The organism is Streptococcus sp. 2020WUSS084 (assembly GCF_044427445.1).
Lineage (GTDB): Bacteria > Bacillota > Bacilli > Lactobacillales > Streptococcaceae > Streptococcus > Streptococcus suis.
The window spans coordinates 84,576-108,096 of the sequence record NZ_JAOTGC010000007.1; the positions used below are offsets into that span (position 1 = coordinate 84,576).

Consider the following 23,521-nt stretch of genomic DNA (forward strand, 5'->3'; position numbering starts at 1 on the left):
CGAAGACTGATTCTCTATTCTTTCAGAGTAAGTTTTCCCCTACACTTCCCACATCGGTATTTTTTTAGGTCAATGCGGCGCTTGCGCTGGTAGACTTGTCCACAGGACTGACAGGTATACAGCAAGCTTGGCTTGGCAGCTTGTTCCAGTTTGGGAGCATAGCGCAGGCCGTCCACCGCAGCTAACAGTTCCTTGAAGTCCCTGTCTCCGTGCCGATAGCCTTTCTTCTCAAAGTAGAGATGGTAATGGCAGAGCTCGTGGCGGACAATCTTCCGAAAGACTTCTAAGCCTTGTTCCTCCAAGTGTTTGGGATTGAAATCCAAATGCCCATCTCTTGGAAAAAAGCGACCACCTGTTGACCGCAGTCGCCTGTTCCAGACAGCCCGATGCCGAAATTCCTTACCGAAGTCTTGCAAGGAAACTTCTTGCACATACTTATTCAGATCCATTTGGTTTCAAAAGGCTAAGGCCGATACGGTTGCGTTTGATGTCCACTTCAACCACCCAGACAGTAACGATTTCCCCAACAGCGAGGACTTCGCTAGGATGAGGTAAGGCTTGTTGGCGTCCATTCTTATCCCGTTTGCGTTTGACCATGCGTGAAATGTGAATCAAGCCATCTTCATGGACACCGATGTCCACAAAGGCTCCAAAGTCCACAATATTGCGGACTGTCCCCTGCAATTCCTGACCTACCACCAAGTCCTTAACATCCAAGACATCTTGACGGAGGACTGGTGCTTCAAAGTCATCCCGTAAATCACGACCTGGCTTGAGCAAGTCTGCGATGATGTCCTTCAAGGTTTCCTGACCGACACCGATTTTTTCTGCCGTATCTGCGATAGCCACCTGCTTCAATTTTTCCTGCGCAGCCTCATCTAAGTGGTCAATAGCTAGAAGTTCTAACAGTTTTTCCACAGCCTTGTAAGACTCAGGGTGCACGCCAGTATTGTCCAAAAAGTTAGTCGCATCTGGGATGCGCAAGAAACCGGCTGCCTGCTCAAAGGCCTTGTCACCCAGACGAGGCACCTTTTTAAGCTGCTGACGAGAGGTCAGGGCTCCATTTTCCTCGCGGTACTTGACGATATTCTCCGAAATGGTCTTGTTGAGACCTGCCACGTGAGCCAAAAGGGCAGGACTGGCCGTATTGACATTGACCCCGACCTGGTTGACCACCGTATCGACTACAAAATCCAGACTTTCAGACAGAGATTTCTGGTTGACATCGTGCTGGTACTGGCCGACACCGATCGACTTGGGATCGATTTTCACCAGCTCAGCCAGAGGGTCTTGCAGACGGCGGGCAATGGAAATGGCAGAGCGTTTTTCCACAGGGAGGTCTGGGAACTCATGTCGTGCTAGTTCAGAAGCTGAGTAGACAGAAGCTCCGCTTTCATTGACGATGACGTAAGAAACTTCTGGGAAATCCTTGAGCAAATCAGCGACGAAAGCCTCCGATTCACGGCTGGCCGTTCCATTTCCGATAGCAATGATTTCCACTTGGTATTGCCCAATCAAGTCTGCCAAGTCTTTCTTGGCCTGAGCAATTTGGCGCTGACCAGCCGGCTCCACAGGATAGATGACCTGGGTTGTCAAGAGTTTTCCCGTCTGGTCTACAACTGCCAGCTTAGCACCTGTCCGAAAGGCAGGGTCAAAACCAAGAACAACCTTGCCTTTGAGGGGAGATACAAGGAGCAGATTTCGTAGGTTTTTAGAGAAGAGCTGGATAGCTCCTTCTTCTGCTTCTTCCGTCAATTCTGTTCGAATACGACGCTCCATAGCAGGCAAAATTTTCTTCTTGATGGCCTGCTGAATGACATCCTTAATGTAGCTATTAGACTGCGGAAAACGCAGTTCGAAGAAACGGATCATTTTATCCACATTGTGTTCAAAAGAAACCTTGAGAACGCCTAGTTTCTCACCGCGGTTAATAGCCAAAGTCTTATAACCCTGCATTTTTGCCACTTTCTCAGAAAAGTCATAATAAATCTGAAAGACTTCTTTCTCATCTGCTTCTTGATCTTTTAGCTCTGAAGTAAGGCTTGAATTAGTCTGTACTTCATGGTAGACCCAGGCCCGAAGTTTATTGTCTTCTGAGATAGCTTCGACCAAAATATCCACAGCCCCAGCCAAACAAGCCTGGGCAGTGTCAAAACCCTCGCAGATAAAAGCAGCAGCCTGTTCTTCCAAGTCAGCCACATTCTGCAAAATTAGACGAGCCAGCGGGAACAGCCCAGCCTCACGCGCCACCGTTGCCTTGGTCCGACGTTTTTCCTTATAAGGCAGGTAGAGTTCCTCCACATCTGCCAACTTTTCCGCTTCCTCGATAGCCTGACGGAGCTGGTCTGTCAATTTACCTTGTTCTTCAATCTTGGCAAGAACGGTAGCCTTACGGTCAGCAAGAGCAGTCAAAGCCTTATCCCGATCGATGATGGACTTGATGACCACCTCGTCCAGGTTCCCCGTCACATCCTTCCGATAACGAGCGATAAAGGGAATAGTGTTTCCTTCAGCCGTCAAAGACAGGACAGTATCAATCTGTTTTAAACTAACGCCCAATTCCTGAGCAATTTTCAAATATTTTTCTTCCATAGCTACTATTATAGCATGAAAGCGGTACAAGTGACTCAATAGAAAAAGCACGTAGATAAACTACATGCTCTCAATAGCTAATTAAAATTCAGCCTGATCCGGGTCAAGTCGACCTTTCACTCCTTCTAGTTTATCCAACTTTGCAACTGCTGTCGGACTAATAGCCAAGCCATCAATTTCCAAATTCGCCTTAATATTTTCTGGACTAGTTGATTTTGGGAGAGGGAGAAAGCCTTTATCTAAAGACCAAGCCAGTGCTAATTGAGCAACACTACAGCCTGCTTCTTTAGCCAAATCGGCTGCTTCTTGGCTTTGGAAAAGTGTCCCTGTACCAAATGGGCTATAGGCCTCCAAGAGAATACCTTTGGCTTTGCAGTAAGCCACTAATTCTGACTGAGGAGTTCCTGGAGCTAACATAATCTGATTAGCCATCGGGATAATCTCAGCCGTTTCCAGCAAAGCTTCTAGATGGTGTTCCATAAAGTTAGAAACTCCAATTACTTTCACTTTTCCAGCACGATAGAGCTCTTCTAATGCCTTCCAAACCTGGGCATTCCGTTTTTTCCATCCAATCGTCTCACGACTAGCCTTTGGATTTGGCCAATGAATCAGTAACAAATCCAGATAATCCACCTGAAGTTTTTGCATGGATTCTTCTACTGAAGCAAGGGTATCTTCATAGCCAATCTTATCATTCCAAACCTTAGTTGTTAAAAAAATGTCCTCACGAGCTAGACCACTATCAGCTATAGCCCGACCAACACTAGCTTCATTGCCATAAATTTGAGCAGTATCAATATGGCGATAACCAGCTTCCAATGCATAAGAAACCGCACCGTACGCTACTTCACCATCAGGTATCTGCCAAGTTCCAAAACCAATTTTAGGAACAGTTACACCATTTGAAAACGTATATCTTGTCATAAAAGACCTCCTATTTCTTCTATCCCCAGTATAAACTAAATTGTCAATCAATACAAAATAATGCGACCTAAAAATAAAAGACACCCGAAAGTGTCTGCTCACATTTATTGTATACTTACTTTTCAAAATTTATTTTCTTGGATAGTTTATCGATAACAACAGCTCCAACTAATAGAGAAAGCAATTCTCCTGCTGCTGTTGTCAACCAAGTTAGAAAGAATGGTAAATCGTATAAGACTTTTAATTCTAAAGCAATGGTAAACATAGTTGCCGCAAAAAAGAATGAGAAATAAAAGAAAGCCTTGTTAAATAATCCACCGAATAGATAGTCCTTCTTGTATTTTTCAAACAGGATAACTCCCAACGTAACGAAAATTAATGTCGAGAATCCACCCACAAAGAGGTCAATCACACCAAAACCAATCAAGTTGGAAATCATGCAACCAATGGTCACAGCGATAATATACTTACGATTATAAAAAGCCAAGAAATTGAGCATTTCAGACAAACGAAACTGAACAGCCCCGAAGGAAATAGCATTCAATGGCGGTGTCAAGGTAAGAGCGACATAAATCGCCGCAACAAGAGCAATTTCTGCCATATCTCTGGCAGTCCATTTAGATGTATTCATAAAATTCTCCTTTAGCGAAAAAGCTTAAAATATGCTTGGGTAAAGTGAGCAAGCCCCAAGGGTCATTGAATTTGTCAACAACGTTGATTAGTATAGCATATTTTTGCTAAAAATGATAGACTAGTCCTATGAAAAAACTATTTTATCAACTCATCAATAACGAAGTTATTCTCTATTTGATTGCAGGTGTTGTAGCAACCCTTGTTTATATGATTACCCGTATGGGACTCTTTCTGTTCATCCCATCCATTCTGCTAGTAACTCTTTTAGCCAATACAGTAGCTATCCTCTTTGCCTTTTGGACAAATGATCGCTTTGTATTTCAGCAAGTAAAGGAAGGCTGGTTCCAACGCCTCATCAAATTCACTACCGCTCGAATTGTCACTCTTGTTTTGGATATGGCTTTAGCCTATATACTCGTAGCTGCCTATCCACAATTGATTGGACAATTTGTACATAACAACATCAACCTGGTCAATGCCATTGCGACACTTTTCTCGCAAGTCTTAGTTATTGTCCTAAACTACGTTTTAAGTAAATTATTTGTATTTAAAGATAAGAAATGAGGTTGGGCAAAAAGACCAACCTCATTTCTCAGAGTTCGTGTCAACATCTCAGCGCAGTGGTTGATTGGCAGATTTGTTCGCGTTTCACACTCCAAATCTGACCTAATCAACTGTGCGGGGGTGAGAAGACGAACTCATTTTTTTGAAAAATAGAGTTCTTTCTCACTCCCATTCTTTATCTATCGCTGTAAATCTTGCCTTGAGCCTATTCAAGATAGAAACAATATCCCCATCTCTGGCATGAAACTCTTCTACCTGCATACTTTGAACCGTAGCATTAATCATTGCACCAATGATGAGTACCTGAGCCATAAAAATAAACCAAAGCATAAAAACAAGAAAGACGACAGCTGTTACTATTCTAAAATCCAGCAACTTATTAGCATAATTATCAACATAAATCGAAAATAACTTTCCAATAGAAGTCATCGTCAACAGAACAAACAACGTTCCTGGAAAAACATATCGAACTTTTTTTATCCGAACATTTGGCAAAAAGAAATAAAGCATAACCAAGGCGGCAAACAGAGCCATTAAACCTACTAACTGTGTTTGACTAAGAAGTCCCTTCAGCCAGGCGTCTTCAATAGGAACCAGCTTATTAATATAAGAAAAAACTGCCTGCCCGAAAGTCAAAAGCGTGATACTTAAGAGGATAATTACCTGCAGACCAATTCCTAAAAATATGCCAATCAAGTGCCCAATAATAAAATCACGGTGTTCATTGATACCATAAGCCTTATTAAAGGCCTTCTGCAAAATAGTCATACTACGTGACAGGGTCCAAAGAGTTGTCAGAATTGAAATCCCTAACCACGATGACGACGGCTTTGTTAATACAGAAGTGATAAAAGATGAAACCGAAGGATAGAGCTTGTCTGGCACAAATTCAGCTACAACCGATAAAATCATATCCACATCAAATGGATAATATGGCAGTAAATTCGCAAGAGTTAGAAGAATAGGGAAAATAGAAATTAACAAATAGTAAGCTACTGCAACACTTGTTACATCGCTATCAGCAGAACGATAAAAAGAAAAGAAGGTTGAGCAGAACGTTTTCAAACCTTCAACTATTTTGGTTTTCTTCATTCTCTCCTCCTTCCTCATTCATCTATTATTCACGACCACACCGAGAATTAATAGGTCCCTTCTTCACCTTGACTGGTCAAAATAACCGGTCCATCTTTGGTGATGACAAATTGGTGTTCGTATTGACAAGACAAACCACCATCAAGTGTCTTATGAGCCCAACCAGTCTTCATATCTGTATCAATTTCCCAAGTCCCTGTATTAATCATAGGCTCGATAGTCAAAACCATACCTTCACGCAAGCGAAGACCACGACCTTTAGTTCCATAGTGGGGAACCATCGGCTCTTCGTGGAAGGTTGGTCCAACGCCGTGACCCACCAAGTCACGAACAACACCGTAGCCCAAACCTTCTGCATATTCTTGAATGGTTGCACCAATATCACCGATACGATTACCAACAACTGCTTGCTCGATACCGCGATACAAACATTCCTTAGTCACATCCATCAAGTTTTGAACCTCCTCAGAGACCTGACCAACCGCATAAGCCCAGCAGGAATCCGCACAACCACCACGATAGGTCTGGGTGATTTTCTTCATAGCCTTGACATCATTAAAGTTGAGCTTAGAAACATCAACTACCGCTTTATCCAAAGGCTCGCTCAAAACCATATCGACCTTCAGTAAATCACCTTCTTTAAGTTTGTAATGACGCGGAAAGGCATGAGCGACCTCGTCATTCAATCCACAACAAGTCGCATAAGGATAATCCATCAATTCTCCATCAACACCAATTTGGAGTGGCAAAACATTCTTTTCCTTACACGTTTTACGGACATATTCCTCTACTTCCCACATGTCCACGCCTGGCTTGATAATCTCTCGCAAACCAATATGAATACCAGCCAGAACATCTCCAGCACGGTTCATTGCATCAATTTCTCGTTGTGATTTAATGGTAATCATTGATTCTCCTCATACATTTCTAAACTAAATTCAGCCCTCTTCAAGCTAAATTTTAGATAATTTCTTGTTTTATGACTATAGCGGTCACTTCCGCGATACTGCGCAACCTGTACCAAACCAGCTTTTTTCGCCACCATCTGACTGGCCACATTTTCCTCATGAGTGACAATAACCAGCTCCCTCAGACCAAACTCATAAAAAGATAGATAGACTAAAGTCCGCACTGCTTCCGTCATTAAGCCTCTTCTCCAGTAGTCTTTTTTTAGGAAATAGCTGAGCTCCGCAGAAAGTTGACGTCCATCTACCTTTTCAAAGCAAAGCGCACCAATCATCCTCTCCGAATACTTATCAACTAAGGCCCAGTTTCCCAATGGTGAACGCATAAATTTTTCAACCATTGTCGAAAAAGCAATATTTCTGTCCTCCAAAGCTGGAAAGATAAAAGGAAGATTTTCGGGATTTGATACAATTTCATAGAAACTTTCTCCATCTTCAAAAGAAAATGGTCGTAAATACAAACGGTCCGTTTCAAAGTAAGCAAACTTCGCTAGTCTTGTCCAAAGTGTCATAGTGTACCCAAGGGGCTGAGAATTACTCCCAGCCCCAGATTGTTTCGTTTTTAAATCGTTTACGTTTTGAGAAAGTAGTTCTCAATTAGACTCTCTAGTCCTCAATCAACTGAATATCTGCACCTAATTCTGTCAGCTTATCAATAATATTTGAGTAACCACGTAGAATAAACTCAATGTTTGTAATTTCTGTACGCCCTTGAGCCATTAAACCAGCAATAACCATTGCGGCTCCCGCACGCAAATCAGTAGCTTTAACAGATGTACCAGTCAGTTGATTTGGACCTTCAAAGGCAATATGGTTGTTACGAGTAGAGATTTTTGCTCCAAGATTTGCAAGCTCCTGCACATGACCAACACGTTTTTCATAAATCGTATCAACAATCGTACCAGTCCCTTCTGCCTTAAGCAGTAAAGGTGTAATGGGTTGCTGCAAGTCTGTCGCAAAACCTGGATAAGGTGAAGTTTTCACACTTACCGCTTTCAATTTCTCTTGCTTTTCAACAAAAATACTATCTTCAGAAATGGTCATGCGAACACCCATTTCTTCCAACTTAGCGATGTAACTCTCTAAGTGTTCATAAAGGACATTATCGATACGAATACCTTCACCAACAGCAGCAGCAAGGGCAATATAAGTCCCTGCTTCAATACGGTCTGGAATCACCTGATGACGTGTTCCTTTTAGACTATCTACGCCTTCAATGGTGATAATATCTGTACCCGCACCACGGATACGTGCCCCCATATTATTAAGCAAAGTTGCCACATCAATAATTTCAGGTTCACGCGCCGCATTTTCAATAACTGTACGGCCTTCTGCTTTGACAGCTGCTAAGATAGTATTAATTGTCGCACCGACGCTGACAACATCCATGAAGATATGTGCCCCTTGAATACGCTGACCATTAGTTGCCAAGCGCATATAGTCACCTTCATAGGTTGTCTCAGCTCCCATTGCCGCGAATGCTTTCAAGTGCAAATCAATCGGACGCGGTCCCAAATCACAACCACCTGGCAAGCCAACAACAGCTTGACCAAAGCGACCAAGGAGGGAACCGTAAAAATAGTAGGATGCACGCAAGCTATTAATTTTGCCAAATGGCATAGGCATGTCTTTTACACCACGAGGGTCAATCTCCAAGGTTTCACCATCACGCTTGACCGTCGCGCCCATTGTTTCCATAATATCAACTAAGCTATCTACATCCGAGATTGCAGGTACTCCGTCCAGAGTAACAATCCCGTCTGCAAGAATAATGGCCGGAATAAGAGCAACAACTGAGTTTTTTGCACCACTAACGGTAACCGACCCTTTCAGTGTTTTTCCACCATTAATTACAATTTTTCTCATACTAACATTCACTTTCTTAATTTGCCTAAAAAGGCATACGTTTCATTCTATCATAAAGTCTTGGAAAAAGCTAGTTATATAGCATGCAAAAGGACCGAGCCAATGAGCTCAGTCCTTCATATTTATATACTATTAGTGAATCTCTCTTCATCATTTATGAAAAATTCTCTGAATTTGCTCCCTTGCATCCACGAGATACAACTCCAGCTCTTCTCTCGTTAAATAAGGTACTCTCCCATAGAAGATAGGGTCAATGACTTGAGCACCGTTGCTGTTGAAAAGCCATTCTGAGGTCAGGGTTTTCATCGCTTGATCAATGTGTAAAACTTTCTTTTCTAGGATGTGCAAAGACAATTAACGCTTTCATAAACTTCTAACTATTTCATTACAAAACCGCAGTTTTCAAGGCTTCCACCTTGTCCAATTTCTCCCATGGGAGATCAATATCGGTACGTCCCATGTGTCCATAGGCTGCAGTTTGCTTGTAAATCGGACGTTTGAGATCTAACATTTGAATAATTCCCGCTGGGCGCAAATCGAAAATCTGACGAACAGCTGCTTCTAATTTACTCTCAGCCACTGTACTTGTACCAAATGTATCGATGCGAACTGAAACTGGTTGAGCAACACCGATAGCGTAAGCCAATTGAACTTCCGCCTTTTTAGCCAATCCAGCTGCGACGATATTTTTTGCGATGTAGCGTGCCGCATAAGATGCAGAACGGTCCACTTTGGTCGCATCCTTACCAGAGAAGGCACCGCCGCCATGACGAGAATAACCACCATAGGTATCAACGATAATCTTACGACCTGTCAAACCAGAGTCCCCTTGAGGTCCACCAATAACAAAACGACCAGTTGGGTTGATAAAGTAGTTGGTTTGATCATCCAGATAATGAGCTGGAATGATTTCCTTGATTACACGTTCAATGACATCCTGACGAATTTGTTCCTGGCTAACTTCTGGATCATGCTGGGTCGAAATAACGACAGTATCCACACGAACAGGTTGATTGTCTTCATCGTATTCAACTGTTACCTGTGACTTAGCATCTGGACGGAGATAAGCAATTTCACCAGATTTTCTCAACTCGGCCAAGCGACGCACCAATTTGTGGCTAAGTGAAATTGGCAACGGCATGAGTTCAGGCGTTTCATCTACTGCAAAACCAAACATGAGCCCCTGGTCACCTGCACCAATCAAATCCAATGGATCTTGACTAGCATCTTGACGAGTTTCCAAAGCTTCATTGACGCCTTGGGCAATATCTGGCGATTGCTCTACAAGTGACGGATGAACCCCAACCGACTCAGCTGAAAAACCATACTCACCTTTTGTATAGCCAATCTCCGCAATCGTATCACGTACCACACGGTTAATATCTACATAGGCAGTGGTTGAAATCTCTCCAAACACATGAACACTACCTGTATAAACAGCCGTCTCTGCCGCTACGTGCGCATCTGGATCCTCTGCTAAAATAGCGTCCAAAATAGCATCTGAAATCTGGTCTGCAATCTTATCCGGATGACCCTCCGAAACAGATTCAGACGTAAACAACTTACGTTCTGACATAAACATGTCCCCCTTAAAATAGAATATATGCTAGAAACCTAGCGGGTTACTAAGGTTACAAAGAACTAGTCGCAGGTTAGTGCTTTGCGAGAAACAAAGTCTTGAGCAAAGAATTGAACCCTCAACAACAGAGGATATCATCACTAGCATACGACTACCTTTTCGGGACTTAATAACATAACCATTATAACATGATTTGAGGCTTTTCGTCTTGTAAATCATACGCTTTTACTAAAAAACAGCAGAAAATAATCTGCTGTTTCAATGATAAGAGTAAATAAACTCGTACTGTTTGTGCTTACTTTTATTTCATTGTCTTACCGGTAAAAATTAGGATTTGTAGGAGACAACTATTCTTGCCCACCTCTTATAAATGGTTCTGAAACTGTAGTGTCCAATAATTCTTTATATGCGACTACCTTTCTGAATGTATTCCCCATCATTTCACTACTTCTATATTCTCTTATGGCATCCATATTAAAATCTGCATAATACAATCCTTCTGTCACATCATCTGCTAACATAATTGTATTATCCAGACAAATTCCGTTCTTGTCCCAGCAAATAGGACTGTATGCACAAGAACAACCTGCGTTTTCCCCATTAGCATTTGCCATAGCTATTCCAACCATATTCTCATACGCTCGAGTGGACAAGGCTTGAATACGTGGCCTCATCGAACCACAATCATTTGGTACAAGAATAATTTCTGCACCCTTTAACATCAGCATTCTTGCACTCTCAGGATATTCCCTATCATAGCAAATCATTATACCGATTTTTATGCCATCAACATCACAAACTTTAAATTCAGTTCCTGCCTCAACATCTTTTTCATCAGCAAAATCACAAGTATGTACCTTTGAATATTTCATCAATATTTCGCCGGACCTATTGATGACAAAAGCTGTATTTTGAGGTTGTCTTTTTCCTTTTGTAAATGATGTTAGTACAACACCTATATCGTACTCTTTTGCAACTTCGCATATTTTCATAATCACTTCGTCATCGCAGGATATACTTTTTTCATACGTCATCGGAAGTTCATAACCTGTTACAAAACATTCTGGAAGTAGCAAAATATCTGCTCCATTTTTTGCTGCTTCCTTCACAGAGCAGATTATAGTATCAATATTTCTTTTGATATTTGAAATTTCTGCACGAGCCTGTAAAATCGCTACTTTAAAAATCATATTTCTCTCCAAAATTCCTAGCTTATGAAGTATCCCTAATGAAAATCAGAGCAAAGAAACGTCCCTACGACTGATTTTTAAATCTGTTTCTCTTGCTCTAGCGTCAGTTGTTTGTTATCCACCAGCGCCTCCTGAAATGTCTATCGCTTCTAAATAAATTCCGCTTCTGCGATAGCCTGTTTAACCACCTCTAGCGGCAAATGAACCAACTCACAGCCCTTTTCTTTATACAAGTACTGAGCATAGTCATCCATGCGGTATTCATTGATATAGACAACCCGCTTACAACCAACCTGTAACAATTGCTTGGAGCAGTTGAGACATGGAAAATGGGTCACATAGGCAGTAAAACCTTTTGGAATTCCCCGCTCCGCTCCTTGTAAAATGGCATTGACTTCCGCATGCAGGGTTCTAGCGCAATGACCATCAATCATAAGGCATTCCTGATCCAAACAATGTTCGGTTCCTGAAACAGAACCATTGTAGCCTGTTGCGATAACTTTATTGTCCTTAACCAAAACCACACCGACCTTGGCTCTTTTACAGGTTGCTCGATTGGCAATCAAAAGCGCCTGAGCCGCAAAATACTCATCCCAAGCTAAACGATTTGTTGACATGACTTCTCCTTTCTCCACTCAATCCACCATCCCATAAAGCTCTGCCAAGTCCTGGGCTGTGACAATACCAACAAGATCCTCTGGCGAATGAAGCTTCCCGCTCGCCTGACGACTGACTAGGATGGTTGTGCGCTTACGCCCCTCAAAATGATTAATTACTTGATAAAGATGAGCTGTTATTGGCAGAACAATTACCTGAATACTATCTTCCTCACAAGCTAGTACGTCTTCAAGACTAGCCTGCACCAATTTTTCACGTATAGAGCCCGTTTCCTTGCTTGCCTTGGCCAACCAATTTGTCAATCCCTTGTCAGAAACCAGGCCTTGATAAACCTTGTCAGAAAAAATAGGAAACTTAGAAAAATGCTCTTGCTCCACAATTTCTAAAGCCTTTATCAATTTGTCCTTGGCCTCAAAAATAACCGGCTTAATTTTCTGGGTCTTTTGCAAATAGTCAGCAATGGTAACCGGTTCTTGGTACTGGGCTATCACTTTTTCCAAAACAGTGATTAATTCCTGCGAAGGTTGGGCTACTTCCTTCAAACCTGTTCGTTTCTCATGAACCATGAGATTACGCAACTGACGAGCTACATAGAGTTTATCCCAGTTCGCCTCAACGGGATTATGTCGCGTCAATTCCTTTGCCTTGGTCAACATAGAGCCTACATCTGCATATTCCCCATCCGCAACACCGCACACCTTGCGCAAGACCTTATCCAAGTCATTGAATAACTCTAAAAAACGGGTTTCATTCATCTTAATCTACCATTGCTGATTTCAAATAGGCATCTACCATCCGCTCAGTCGCAACTACAGAATCCAAATGCGTCCGTTCATAGGAATGGCTGGACTCGATTCCAGCACCAAGCAGTGCATGCTTAACATCTGCACCTGCTCGCATAGCTGCCGAAGCATCGGAACCATAGTAAGGATAAATATCCAGCTTGTAAGGAATTCCATCTCTTTCAGCCAAGGCTATCAAGTGCTGACGGAGTTCATAATGGTAGGGACCTGAACCGTCCTTGACACAGATAGAAACCGTGTACTCATCCGTCTGCTGATCATCTCCCATTGCCCCCATATCGACTGCCAAATATTCAACCACCTGAGCAGGAATGCTGGAGTTAGCACCGTAGCCGATTTCTTCATTGTTTGAAAAATAGAAATGTGTCGTATAAGGCAAGGTCGCTCCCTCTTCCTTATAGACTTTCAAAAGATGAAGCAAGATAGCTGCGGATACCTTATCATCCAAGTGACGACTCTTGATAAAGCCAGTTTCAGTCACAACAGTCCGAGGATCAAATGATATAAAATCTCCGACTTCAATACCCAAGGCCCGCGTCTCGTCCGCATTGGTCACTTTTTCGTCCAAACGAATTTCCATATTGGTCTGATTGCGCTCAGCGGTGCTGGCATCTCGGTAGACATGGACAGAGGTCTGGTGCATGAGAATGGTGCCTGTAAAGGTCTTGCCATTCTTGGCACAATGAATTAAGCAGTTTTCTCCCTCAATAGAAGGGTATCCAAATCCTCCCACCAAATCCATTTTGAGTCGGCCATCTGGCTTCACTGCACGCACCATGGCCCCCAGTGTGTCCAGGTGAGCAGTCACCATGCGATGTTCCTGGTCATTTTCCCCCGGAACTGTCACCAAAACACCACCTTTAGCGGTCTTACTAGCAGCATAGCCGAAACTTTCAACCTCTACCTTGATGTAATTCATAATATCCGTCGTAAAACCAGTTGGCGACGGAGTGTTGGTCAATTTAACAATGTAATCAAGTGTCTTCATGAAAACCTCCTTATTTGAAACTATTATATCACGTTTTAGGTGAATTTTTTGCTATAATGAAGGTATGAAAACCTATCAGAAAATATATCTCCTTTTAAAAGAGAGAGAGGATTATGTCAGCGGAGAAGATTTGGCACAGGAATTGGGCATTTCACGGACATCCATTTGGAAGGCCATTCGCCAGTTAGAAACGCATGGTTTAACTATTGAGGCTGCCCGTAATCGTGGCTATAGATTAGCCGAAGGCGATTTACTCCTACCCGAATTAATCTCCCAGGAGCTTCAACTACCTGTCCATCTGAATATGGATAGCGACTCCACCCAGCTAGATGCCAAACAAGGTATTGAATCAGGTCATACTAGTCCTGCCCTGTATCTAGCTCCCTATCAGAATAAAGCCAAGGGACGATTTGGGAGACCCTTTTATGCCTCCAAGTCAGGTGGCATTTATATGTCGCTTCGTCTCTCTCCCAATGTTCCATTTCTAGAATTTAAGCCCTACACCATTTTAGCTGCAGCAGCTGTTGTGAAGGCCATTCAATCTCTTTGCGACTTGGACGTCCAAATCAAGTGGGTCAATGACATCTATCTCGGACACAAAAAGGTCGCTGGTATCCTCACTGAGGCTATCTCTTCTATGGAAAACCAACGGGTAACCGATGTCATTATCGGTGTCGGCATCAATGTCCGCATAGACGATTTCCCTAAGGAATTACAACAATCTGCCGGAAATCTTTTCGAGGAACAACCACCATTTACCCGCAACCAACTCATTACTGCCATCTGGAAAGCCTTCTTAGAAACCGATGAGAAGGAACTAATTGCCCTTTACAAAGAAAAATCACTTGTCGTTGGCCAACAAGTGAGCTTTGTAGAAAATCAAGTTGAATTTAAGGGGACTGCCATCGCTGTTACTGATACAGGAAACCTGGTTATCCAGTTAGATAACGGCAAAGCAAAAATTATCTCCAGCGGAGAAATCAGCCTTACTTCTTGGTCTGCTTCTCCACCAAACGAATAAATTTAGTCACCTTGTAAGCAAAATGAAGATTCCGATAGGCGATAAAGGCGTAGATACCTGCAATCAAGAAATCTCCTGTCAAAATCGATGCATTCATAAAATAAACAGCTAAAATAGTTGTAATGGCTAAAAAAAGAAATTGTGGAAGTTTCATAAAATAGATTATACCAAAAATTCAGTCAACTGGCTGAATTTTTATATGCTTTCTTGATAGGTTTCGATTCTTTTCTAAACAAGAAAACACCAACTAAATCAGTCAGTGTTTCTTAAGGAGATATGAAAAATATTTAGGATTGAATATAGTATAAAATATCTATCAAAACTATTCATCAGTCTTAGGACTGATATTTTCTAATCATTCAAAATCTCTACTGAGTCCGCTAGAAAGCCAAATTCTTCTGGAACAGGGCTTTCTTCTTTTTCTCTTTCTTGTGTTTTTTGCCCTTTTGCCTTAGCCGAAAATTCAGCACGAATACTGACCCAATCTTCCTGAGCAATGGCTAAAATCTGTGGCGAAAAACCAGCAGCCTTGCTGAGAATATTTCCAAACATGGTATTGAGATTGTCACGCTTCATAGTCTGTTCAGCATTAAGCGGAGAATCAAAGGCTAGAATCGCGTGATTTTCATTTGCAGCGACTGGTTGAGAACCAACAAGCAAGGCACGATCTGCTCCTGATAAACTCTCAATAATTTCTCCCCAAGCATTCTGCAAGCGAGTCAAATTTTCACGCGCCAAGGTTGGATTTTCCATAGCTTCCTGCAAAATAGCATGAACCTTGCTGGTATCCAATCGGTACTTCTTCGGAGCCTGCGGCTTGCGTGAAACTGGCTTAGCAGCACTTGGTTGACTAGATAATTGACCTAGTTGTTTCTGTAAATCCGCAACTTGTTGTTGCAGACTGGCTAGTTGCCCCAGTAAATCAGCTGGCAGCTCCGCCATTGCCCCCGAAGGAGAACTATCTTCAGCCAAACGAATGGTCATCATTTCAGCGTAAATCTTCGGTTGAGGACTGGACTTGATGTCCGCCAAACCCCTGGTCACCATCTCAATCATGGTAAAAATCCGTGCCTGCTCAAGAGCTATATTTTCTGAAAAACCTGTTGTTAAATGCGTATCCTCACCACCCGTCTGCACGATAAGGACATCTCTCAAATAGTGCAAAAGATCTGTCGCAAAACGGCTCATACTCTTTCCTTGGTCAAACAAGGTTTGTAGATGCTGGAGAGCTGTGACACTATCCCCTTGACGCAGACTTGCCACATAGTCATCCAAGGCACGCAAGCTGATAGAACCAGTAATTTCCTCAGCAATTTCCAAGGTCACTTGCTGGTCCTGACTAAGACTGAGAGCCTGATCCAAAATAGATAGGGCATCCCGCATCCCCCCTTCTGCCCGACGCGCAATGATCGTCAGAGCCTGCTCGTCAAAGATTAGCCCTTCCTTGGTCAAAATTGCAGCCAAGTGCTCCTGAATGTCCGTCACCTTGATGGACTTAAATTCAAATCGTTGCACCCTTGACAGAATGGTGGCAGGAATTTTGTGCAATTCCGTCGTTGCTAGAATAAAGACCACATTTTCAGTCGGCTCTTCCAAGGTCTTCAAGAGGGCGTTGAAGGCACCAGTAGACAGCATGTGGACCTCGTCGATGATATAGACCTTATAGGTCGCAAGACTAGGTGCATAGGTCGATTTATCACGAATATCACGAATCTCATCCACACCATTGTTGGAAGCAGCATCAATCTCAATCACATCTTCCAGGCTACCTTCCGTAATAGCCTGACAGATATAACAATCGTTACAAGGCTCGCCTCCAACCTGATTAGGACAGTTCATGGCCTTGGCAAAAATCTTAGCTGCCGATGTCTTACCCGTACCACGAGGACCTGAAAAGAGATAGGCATGACTGATTTTCCCCTGTTCAATGGCCTGTTTGAGTGTGGTCGCAACCACCTCCTGCCCCACCATCTCCCCAAAGGTCTGGCTTCGGTACTTCCTATATAAAGCTTGGTACATTAGCGTTTTTCTCCAAACATAGCCAAATTCCAGTCCGTCTTCTCAACCAAGAGAGCAACGAACTTTTCTAGATAGTCTTGGTCAATCGTATCATAATCAGCTACCAATCTCGAATCCAAGTCCAAAACGCCCAGCAACTGGTCGTTTTTCACCATTGGCACAACGATTTCTGATAGGGCTGTCGCATCGCAGGAAATATAGTTATCATGTAGACGAACATCGTCTACGAGAATAGTCTGGCGCTTAGCTGCAGCCTCACCGCAGACACCCTTTCCAAGTGCAATATGAACACAGGAAACGCCACCCTGAAAAGGCCCCAAAATCAATTCTTGACCATCATATAAGTAAAATCCTGTAAAGACAGAGTTTGGTAGAGCTTGATTGAGCAAAGCAGAAGCATTTGATAGATTGGCTAAAGCATTGGTTTCACCATCAAGAAGAGCTTCCAATTGAGCCAATAATAGTTGATAATTTGAAATTTTTTCTTGTTTTGTCATAGGAACATTATAGCATAGTTAAGCCGACTTTTATAGTCCGAGCGATAAAGAAAAGGCTTGCGCCTATTTCCACATCCAGTACATAATCACTGCATCAATCAATACCCCTATAGCCCAGGCTAGTTGAAAATACTTTTTCTGTGTCTTATGCCGAAAATGGGTTCCACCTGCCCAGGCACCCAGCCCGCCACCAAAATAGGACATGAGTAATAAGGTCTTTTCTGAAATCCGATAGGCGTTCTTTCTTGCCTTTCCTTTATCCATACCATAGGTAATGAAGACAACTAAATTCCAAACTACTAGCGCCATACTAACCATCTGTTTGATTGACATACATTCCTCCAATTAAGTCACATTTCTTCTTACTCTAACATAATCCAAAACAGGACACAAGGAAAAACGATTCGGAAATCCGAATCGTTACATTTCTGCCAGTGTATCCTCTAACCATTTGAGCTGGGCACGGTTGCGTTCAATAGCCCGTGCCAAAATCAAATAGTGTCCATAATTGTCTTGGATACTTTCCTTGGTTGAGAACAGCTCAACTTTACGACTGTCTAGGTGTTTTAAGTGCTTGGTGACTAGTTCAATTTGACTCTGCAACAAACCAGGAATCCGTGGGTCATCCTTTTCACGGATAAAAAACATCTTGATTGAAAACAAGTCTTTTTGCTGAGGCGTTTCTTCATTTGGAATGGATAGCCATTCGTCTAAAATCTGACGACCAGTAGCCGTCATCGCATACTGCTTTTCCTTTTCATTTCCAGGTACTGCATGACAAGTAATCAATTCTTCCTTGGTCATACGTTTTAATTCTGGATAGACTTGGCTATGGGCAACCTGCCAAAATTCGCCTAAATCACGTTGAACATAGTCGGTAATCTGTTTGCCAGTTACCATCTGACCGCTAGCACCCATAATCCCTAATATGATATGAGGTAATATTCTTTGCTTCGGCATCTTAACCACGCTCTCTTAATATACTCTCCACCTTGGTGTTAATCAAGTCGATGGCTACAACGTTGCTGACGCCTTCAGGAATGACGATATCTGCATAGCGCTTGGTTGGCTCGATAAACTGGTGATACATTGGTTTCACCACCGAGGTGTACTGCTCAATGATACTATCTAAGCTACGGCCACGCTCTTCCATGTCTCTCTTAATGCGGCGAATGATACGAATATCGTCATCAGTATCGACGAATATCTTAATATCCATTAAATCCCGCAACCGTTTGTCTTCCAATACTAAAATACCTTCCACAATAAATACATCTTGTGGTTCCTGACGATAGGTCTTCTCTGAACGTGTGTGCTGAGTGTAATCATAAATCGGAATATCCACTGAACGTCCTGCTAATAGCTCACTGATATGGTAAATCATCAAATCCGTATCAAAAGCCAGTGGATGGTCATAATTGGTCAGTATCCGTTCTTCAAAGGTCAGGTGGGACTGATTCTTATAATAAGAATCGTGTTCAATCATAGATATACGAGCATTTGGGAAATTATCCAGAATGGCACGTGACACACTTGTCTTGCCACCCCCAGATCCGCCGGTTACGCCAATAATAATGGGTTTCTGAGTCATCATCATCTCCTTCTATTTTCAATACTATTTTACCATGAAACATGGTATAATGAAAAGGATAACACAAAAGAAATGAGAATTTATGCTTAATTTTGGTATTGTTGGCACCTCAGACATCTCTCATCGTTTTATAGAGGCGGCCCATTTAAGTGGACATTATCAGCTACAGGCTGTTTTCTCCCGTAAACTAGAAACTGCTGCTGCCTTTTCAGAGCAGTATGAAGGAGTCGATTTATACACAGAATGGGTAAAATTTCTTTCTGCTCCCATTGATGTTGTCTATATTGCCAGTCCAAATGCCTTGCACTTTGAACAGGCAAAAGCGGTTCTAGCTGCTGGTAAACATGCTATTGTTGAGAAACCCATGGTTTCTACACCTCAGGAATTAGGACAATTGCGTCGCGTTGCCCAAGAAAATAATGTTTTCCTCTTTGAGGCTGCTCGAAACTATCACGAACAGGCTCAAACCATTATCCGTGAATTTTTGATGGATAAAACGATTTTGGGTGGTTCATTTGGGTATGCCAAGTATTCTTCTAAGATGCCTGAATTGTTGGCTGGGCAAATACCAAATATCTTTTCAACTGATTTTTCCGGTGGTGCTCTCATGGATCTAGGTGTCTATACGCTCTACGCCGCTATCGGTATTTTGGGAACTCCCAGAACGGCCCGCTATGTAGCACAACAGCTACCTTCTAGTATTGACTTAAATGGTTCGGGACAACTCATTTATGACAACTATATCGTCCACATTCAGGCAGGAAAAAATATTACGAGCAATCTAGCAAGCGAAATCTATACAAATGATGGAACACTAACACTCAACGCATGTCAGCATATTAGCTCTGCTATTTTCACAAAACATGACGGAGAGCAAATTGTTTTACCAATCCAAGCGGCCCAGCACCCTATGCTCGAAGAAGCGCTAGAAATTGCACAGGCAATCAAGCAACAAAACCGCAAGCTTGTGGACCAGTGGTTGACTGTGGCAGAAAGCGTCCATCAAACACTTTACACCATGCGTCAAGACGCAGGAATAATCTTTAAGGCGGATAACAATGAAATCTAAATTTCCCTCCAGCTGGACGGACCAGCTTACCCTACTTGGCTTTGAGGACTTTACTCCTATCCAAGTCCAGGCCTTTGAGCCTATTGCAAACGGCAAGTCCCTTCTAGCTATCAGCCCAACAGGCACAGGAAAAACCCTTGCCTACCTCTGGCCTGGCCTATTAGCCCTAACTCCTAAAAAAGCCCAACAATTGCTCATCCTCGCACCAAATACAGAGCTGGCCGGCCAAATATTTGATGTTTGTAAGACTTGGTCGGAGACAATTGGGCTGACTGCCCAACTATTCTTATCTGGTTCCAGTCAAAAACGCCAGATTGAGCGACTAAAAAAAGGACCAGAAATCCTGATTGGAACACCTGGTCGTATTTTCGAGTTGATTAAATTGAAAAAAATCAAGATGATGAATATCAACACCATCGTCCTAGATGAGTTTGATCAGCTGTTCTCCGATTCTCAATATCAGTTTGTTGAAAAGATTATCAACTATGTACCTCGTGACCACCAGTTGATCTACATGAGTGCAACAGCTAAATTTGACCGTCAAAAAATTGCTGAAGACATTGAAAGCATTGATTTATCTGAGCAGAAATTGGATAATATCCAGCATTGCTATATGATGGTAGATAAGCGTGAACGTTTGGAAACTCTACGTAAGTTTGCCAATATCCCTGATTTTCGTGCTCTTGCATTTTTTAACAGCCTATCAGACCTTGGTGCAAGCGAAGATAAACTACTCTATAATGGTGTGAATGCAGCTTCATTAGCTTCTGATGTCAACGTAAAATTCCGCAAAGTCATCATCGAACGTTTCAAGAATCACGAACTCAATCTTCTACTTGCTACAGATATGGTCGCACGTGGTATTGATATTGACAACTTAGAATGTGTCCTCAACTTTGAAGTTCCTTTTGACCAAGAAGCCTACACTCATCGTTCTGGACGTACTGGACGCATGGGCAAGGAAGGTCTTGTCATCACTCTAGTATCTAGTCCTAGCGAACTAAAACAATTGAAAAAGTATGCCTCCGTCCAAGAAGTCATTCTCAAGAATCAAGAGCTCTACAAAATATAATGAACAATATACAAAAGGCTTAGAACCAGTGTTTCTACTAACATGATTCTAAGCCTTTTATCATTCTTACTGGGCTGGACCAGATAATTCTTGTGAATAATAGATTAATTGAGGATTGAGAGGACTGGCGAGTAAGTCTGTTACAGTAACCATATTGTAGCCCTCACCTGTTAAATATTGCAATACAGACTCGAGGCTATCAACTGTTGACTGATGAATATCATGCATTAGGATAATACTTCCTGGACAAGTCTGTTCTTTTATTTCTTTCAAAATGGCTTGTGGATCGCGACTCTTCCAATCTTTAGAATCGACCGACCAATAAATCGATGGAAGTCCCATCTGATTGACAACGGCCTGGTTAACAGAACCATAAGGAGGGCGAACCATTGTTGGTACAATACCTGCAGCTTCAGTAATAGCTGCCTGTGTATCTTGAATTTCTCTCTGTACTTGCTCCCCAGAAATAGTGACTAGATTGGGATGATTCCACGTATGGTTGGCGATGACGTGCCCTTCTGCTACCATTCTACGGAGAATAGCTTCATTCCCAGCTACAGCCTTACCAACAACAAAGAAAGTTGCTTTGGCATTATATTTTTTCAGTAAATCTAAAACTACCGGTGTCGTGTTCGGATTTGGTCCATCATCAAAGGTTAGAGCAACCTGTCTCAAATGTTTCTTATCCACAACTTGTGCAACCATATACTCATCATAACCAACCTTATCAGCATCTACTAGATAATCACTCTTCACTACTGGGTACAAATCTGAAATTGGTAGAACCAACTGGTTGATGCCGTAACCATCTGGTAATTGTAAGGTTAATTGGCTGTCTCCATAACTAAAAGAAATAGCATTTAAGTCTAGTGTTTCAAATTTTTTGACAATCGCTTCTACATCAGTCTCTTTCATTCCTTGAGCAAGTAGGGCTTCTCTTAGATGACCAACAATAATACTTGCTGCAGAGGATAAATTAGGTAATAAATCTTCCAGGGTAAACAATTCATTGTCCTGCGTCAACAACACACGCTCAGACGGGAGTTTATCCTGCTTTTTAATTTGCAAGTTGTCTACTTTATAGTGCTCCGCTTGAATTTCACGAGCTGTTACATTTTTAAAATTTGTTTTTCCCTCTATTGATGAAACAAAGACCAGTTTTTGAATTTTTCCTGCTGGTTTTTTATGACCAAAGCGTCTTTGAACATACGAAATCATTCGACTTTCTACAGGTCCTAAGACTTGACCTGCATCATCTGTAGGTAAGGCAGCCACAACATGGGTCGTATCAATATTTCCCTCTTGAATTTTGCCCTTGCCTTTAGCGAGGATGGTTTGTTGTTTTTCCTCGATAAACTGACTAACTTGTCTTTCTTGAAGTCCTGCAAATAACCATAAAGCCAAACTTACCATTATGCCGAGCAAGGCGATGTTGATTCCCAACCAAAAACTAACTTTTTTCATATCCAACCTCCCATTCAAAACATATATAAACTATGCTAAATCATTTAAAGGCTCTTGTCAAGACAGTTCTATAAAAACTCATAAAAAGATTAGGTAATACTCTTCGAAAATCAAAATTATCCGTTGTCAACTTGCCTTGATGAACTCCAGTTCTATCTTCGGCTTCGTTTCCTAGGCTACTTTTGATTTTCATTGAGTATAAATAATTGATTTACTTCCTAATGCCCTCCCTTCTGCCATTTTCTGATTTTTTTCTAAAAAGAAAAAGACTGCCTAGGCAATCTTTTCTAAATTAATCTGCACGAATGACTTCCACACGGTAGCCATCTGGATCTGTCACAAAATAATAACGACCTGGACTTCCTGGCAAGCCTTTTATATCTGTCGTTGGATAGCCCAATGCTTTGTGTTTCGCATTGTCCCCTTCTAAGTCATCCGAAGAAAGAGCTAGATGCGAGAAGCCATCCCCTACGATATAGGGACCATGATCATAATTGTAGGTCAATTCAATCTCAAAGTCATCCCCTTCAAGTGCTAAGTAAACCAAGGTAAACTTGTGCTCTGGATAATCCTTGCGACGGGTTTCCTTAAATCCAAATGCTTCTTCATAAAATTTTTGAGATGCTTCTAAGTTCTCAACACGCAAACATGCATGTAGCATTTTTTTACTTGCCATAATAAACTCCTCCTACCTTTTAATACCACCAGTATACCATACTCTCTATGAAAAATCCGATATTCAAAATCATGACCACCCGTCAAACGGGTGGTTTGAACAAGGGCTGTAAGCCCACATCACCAGCCAGCGCCTAAAGACGCTGGCTTTCACTTTGTTCAAGCCTCACTGCTTTTGACTCGTCACTAGCCTCTTAAAGAGGCATTCGTACTACTTGCCATTATCCCTAAAGGGATCTTCATACTCTTTTACACTCAATTTATCAAGTGCTATATCATGCTTTTCCTGCTCTTGAATA

The 23,521-nt window shown here is 42.1% G+C and carries 25 protein-coding genes, 2 pseudogenes and 1 riboswitch; of the genes and pseudogenes, 4 read left to right on the forward strand and 23 right to left on the reverse strand.

What is annotated here, in order from left to right; all coding sequences use genetic code 11:
• Positions 1-14: 14 nt before the first annotated feature.
• The 4 genes from ODU50_RS05700 to ODU50_RS05715 form a co-directional block, all read right to left on the reverse strand.
• Positions 15-449 carry a SprT family protein gene (locus ODU50_RS05700; RefSeq protein WP_398581353.1) on the reverse strand — a complete coding sequence of 145 codons (435 nt, stop codon included), beginning with the start codon at positions 447-449 and terminating at the stop codon, positions 15-17.
• Positions 436-2,592 (reverse strand): Tex family protein, encoded by a 2,157-nt coding sequence (locus ODU50_RS05705; protein WP_257384427.1) that lies wholly within the window; start codon positions 2,590-2,592, stop codon positions 436-438. Before ODU50_RS05705 ends, ODU50_RS05700 begins: the two co-directional genes overlap by 14 nt.
• A gap of 81 nt (positions 2,593-2,673) precedes the next feature.
• Positions 2,674-3,516, reverse strand: a complete 843-nt coding sequence (locus ODU50_RS05710) for an aldo/keto reductase (protein ID WP_105184170.1) — start codon at positions 3,514-3,516, stop codon at positions 2,674-2,676.
• Between the two features lie 115 nt (positions 3,517-3,631).
• Positions 3,632-4,147 carry a QueT transporter family protein gene (locus ODU50_RS05715; RefSeq protein WP_012027540.1) on the reverse strand — a complete coding sequence of 172 codons (516 nt, stop codon included), beginning with the start codon at positions 4,145-4,147 and terminating at the stop codon, positions 3,632-3,634.
• Positions 4,145-4,247: riboswitch (PreQ1 riboswitch) on the reverse strand. (Overlaps the previous gene by 3 nt.)
• 28 nt (positions 4,248-4,275) lie before the next feature.
• On the opposite strand from ODU50_RS05715, the gene ODU50_RS05720 reads away from it, so the two are divergent.
• Positions 4,276-4,713: a GtrA family protein gene (locus ODU50_RS05720; RefSeq protein WP_398581354.1), complete on the forward strand. Its 438-nt coding sequence runs from the start codon at positions 4,276-4,278 to the stop codon at positions 4,711-4,713.
• 162 nt (positions 4,714-4,875) lie between these two features.
• Here ODU50_RS05720 and ODU50_RS05725 read toward each other — a convergent pair whose 3' ends face one another.
• From ODU50_RS05725 to ODU50_RS05770, 10 genes and pseudogenes are all read right to left on the reverse strand, one after another.
• A complete protein-coding gene (locus ODU50_RS05725; protein ID WP_013730481.1) occupies positions 4,876-5,805 on the reverse strand; it encodes a YihY/virulence factor BrkB family protein in 930 nt (309 codons plus the stop codon).
• A gap of 47 nt (positions 5,806-5,852) precedes the next feature.
• Positions 5,853-6,713, reverse strand: a complete 861-nt coding sequence (locus ODU50_RS05730) for a methionyl aminopeptidase (protein WP_105153321.1) — start codon at positions 6,711-6,713, stop codon at positions 5,853-5,855.
• On the reverse strand, positions 6,710-7,282 hold the full coding sequence (locus ODU50_RS05735) for a GNAT family N-acetyltransferase (RefSeq protein ID WP_105153322.1): 573 nt from the start codon (positions 7,280-7,282) through the stop codon (positions 6,710-6,712). Before ODU50_RS05735 ends, ODU50_RS05730 begins: the two co-directional genes overlap by 4 nt.
• 94 nt (positions 7,283-7,376) lie before the next feature.
• A complete protein-coding gene (locus tag ODU50_RS05740; protein ID WP_012775282.1) occupies positions 7,377-8,636 on the reverse strand; it encodes a UDP-N-acetylglucosamine 1-carboxyvinyltransferase in 1,260 nt (419 codons plus the stop codon).
• Positions 8,637-8,786: 150 nt separating this feature from the next.
• Positions 8,787-8,954: pseudogene (locus ODU50_RS05745) on the reverse strand (flavodoxin family protein); the annotation flags it as partial.
• Positions 8,955-9,021: 67 nt separating this feature from the next.
• Positions 9,022-10,212, reverse strand: coding sequence for a methionine adenosyltransferase (gene metK / locus ODU50_RS05750; protein ID WP_044672032.1), 1,191 nt, complete (start codon positions 10,210-10,212; stop codon positions 9,022-9,024).
• Between the two features lie 350 nt (positions 10,213-10,562).
• Positions 10,563-11,405: a carbon-nitrogen hydrolase family protein gene (locus ODU50_RS05755; protein WP_044672035.1), complete on the reverse strand. Its 843-nt coding sequence runs from the start codon at positions 11,403-11,405 to the stop codon at positions 10,563-10,565.
• A gap of 149 nt (positions 11,406-11,554) precedes the next feature.
• Complete coding sequence (locus tag ODU50_RS05760; protein ID WP_044672038.1) at positions 11,555-12,022, reverse strand: cytidine/deoxycytidylate deaminase family protein; 468 nt, start codon at positions 12,020-12,022, stop codon at positions 11,555-11,557.
• Positions 12,023-12,040: 18 nt separating this feature from the next.
• Positions 12,041-12,778, reverse strand: a complete 738-nt coding sequence (locus ODU50_RS05765; RefSeq protein WP_044672040.1) for a hypothetical protein — start codon at positions 12,776-12,778, stop codon at positions 12,041-12,043.
• A gap of 1 nt (position 12,779) precedes the next feature.
• A complete protein-coding gene (locus tag ODU50_RS05770) occupies positions 12,780-13,814 on the reverse strand; it encodes a M42 family metallopeptidase (protein ID WP_044672042.1) in 1,035 nt (344 codons plus the stop codon).
• A gap of 64 nt (positions 13,815-13,878) precedes the next feature.
• On the opposite strand from ODU50_RS05770, the gene birA reads away from it, so the two are divergent.
• Positions 13,879-14,835 carry a bifunctional biotin--[acetyl-CoA-carboxylase] ligase/biotin operon repressor BirA gene (gene birA / locus ODU50_RS05775; RefSeq protein WP_002936838.1) on the forward strand — a complete coding sequence of 319 codons (957 nt, stop codon included), beginning with the start codon at positions 13,879-13,881 and terminating at the stop codon, positions 14,833-14,835.
• Here the strand turns inward: birA and ODU50_RS05780 are convergent.
• The 6 genes from ODU50_RS05780 to udk form a co-directional block, all read right to left on the reverse strand.
• The gene (locus ODU50_RS05780; protein WP_002936839.1) at positions 14,801-14,989 is read right to left on the reverse strand and encodes a DUF3272 domain-containing protein; all 189 of its coding nucleotides are present in this window, start codon (positions 14,987-14,989) and stop codon (positions 14,801-14,803) included. The two genes, birA and ODU50_RS05780, sit on opposite strands and share 35 nt — an antisense overlap.
• 197 nt (positions 14,990-15,186) lie before the next feature.
• Entirely contained in the window at positions 15,187-16,854 is a 1,668-nt protein-coding gene (gene dnaX, locus ODU50_RS05785) for a DNA polymerase III subunit gamma/tau (RefSeq protein WP_044758507.1), read from the reverse strand.
• The gene (locus ODU50_RS05790; RefSeq protein WP_105153324.1) at positions 16,854-17,351 is read right to left on the reverse strand and encodes a GAF domain-containing protein; all 498 of its coding nucleotides are present in this window, start codon (positions 17,349-17,351) and stop codon (positions 16,854-16,856) included. Before ODU50_RS05790 ends, dnaX begins: the two co-directional genes overlap by 1 nt.
• Before the next feature lie 63 nt (positions 17,352-17,414).
• Positions 17,415-17,684, reverse strand: coding sequence for a DUF1294 domain-containing protein (locus ODU50_RS05795; RefSeq protein ID WP_002940218.1), 270 nt, complete (start codon positions 17,682-17,684; stop codon positions 17,415-17,417).
• Between the two features lie 87 nt (positions 17,685-17,771).
• Positions 17,772-18,311, reverse strand: a complete 540-nt coding sequence (locus ODU50_RS05800; protein WP_105153325.1) for a PadR family transcriptional regulator — start codon at positions 18,309-18,311, stop codon at positions 17,772-17,774.
• 1 nt (position 18,312) lies between these two features.
• The gene (gene udk / locus ODU50_RS05805) at positions 18,313-18,942 is read right to left on the reverse strand and encodes a uridine kinase (protein WP_002936217.1); all 630 of its coding nucleotides are present in this window, start codon (positions 18,940-18,942) and stop codon (positions 18,313-18,315) included.
• Between the two features lie 82 nt (positions 18,943-19,024).
• On the opposite strand from udk, the gene ODU50_RS05810 reads away from it, so the two are divergent.
• Together ODU50_RS05810 and ODU50_RS05815 are read left to right on the forward strand one after the other, a co-directional pair.
• Positions 19,025-20,011, forward strand: coding sequence for a Gfo/Idh/MocA family protein (locus ODU50_RS05810; RefSeq protein WP_105153326.1), 987 nt, complete (start codon positions 19,025-19,027; stop codon positions 20,009-20,011).
• Complete coding sequence (locus ODU50_RS05815; RefSeq protein ID WP_105153327.1) at positions 20,001-21,083, forward strand: DEAD/DEAH box helicase; 1,083 nt, start codon at positions 20,001-20,003, stop codon at positions 21,081-21,083. Before ODU50_RS05810 ends, ODU50_RS05815 begins: the two co-directional genes overlap by 11 nt.
• Positions 21,084-21,149: 66 nt before the next feature.
• On the opposite strand, the gene ODU50_RS05820 is transcribed toward ODU50_RS05815, so the two are convergent.
• The 3 genes and pseudogenes from ODU50_RS05820 to ODU50_RS05830 form a co-directional block, all read right to left on the reverse strand.
• Entirely contained in the window at positions 21,150-22,547 is a 1,398-nt protein-coding gene (locus ODU50_RS05820) for a polysaccharide deacetylase family protein (RefSeq protein WP_398581355.1), read from the reverse strand.
• A gap of 292 nt (positions 22,548-22,839) precedes the next feature.
• Entirely contained in the window at positions 22,840-23,223 is a 384-nt protein-coding gene (locus ODU50_RS05825) for a VOC family protein (protein ID WP_024385011.1), read from the reverse strand.
• Between the two features lie 210 nt (positions 23,224-23,433).
• Positions 23,434-23,521 (reverse strand): annotated as a pseudogene (locus tag ODU50_RS05830) (IS200/IS605 family transposase); the annotation flags it as partial.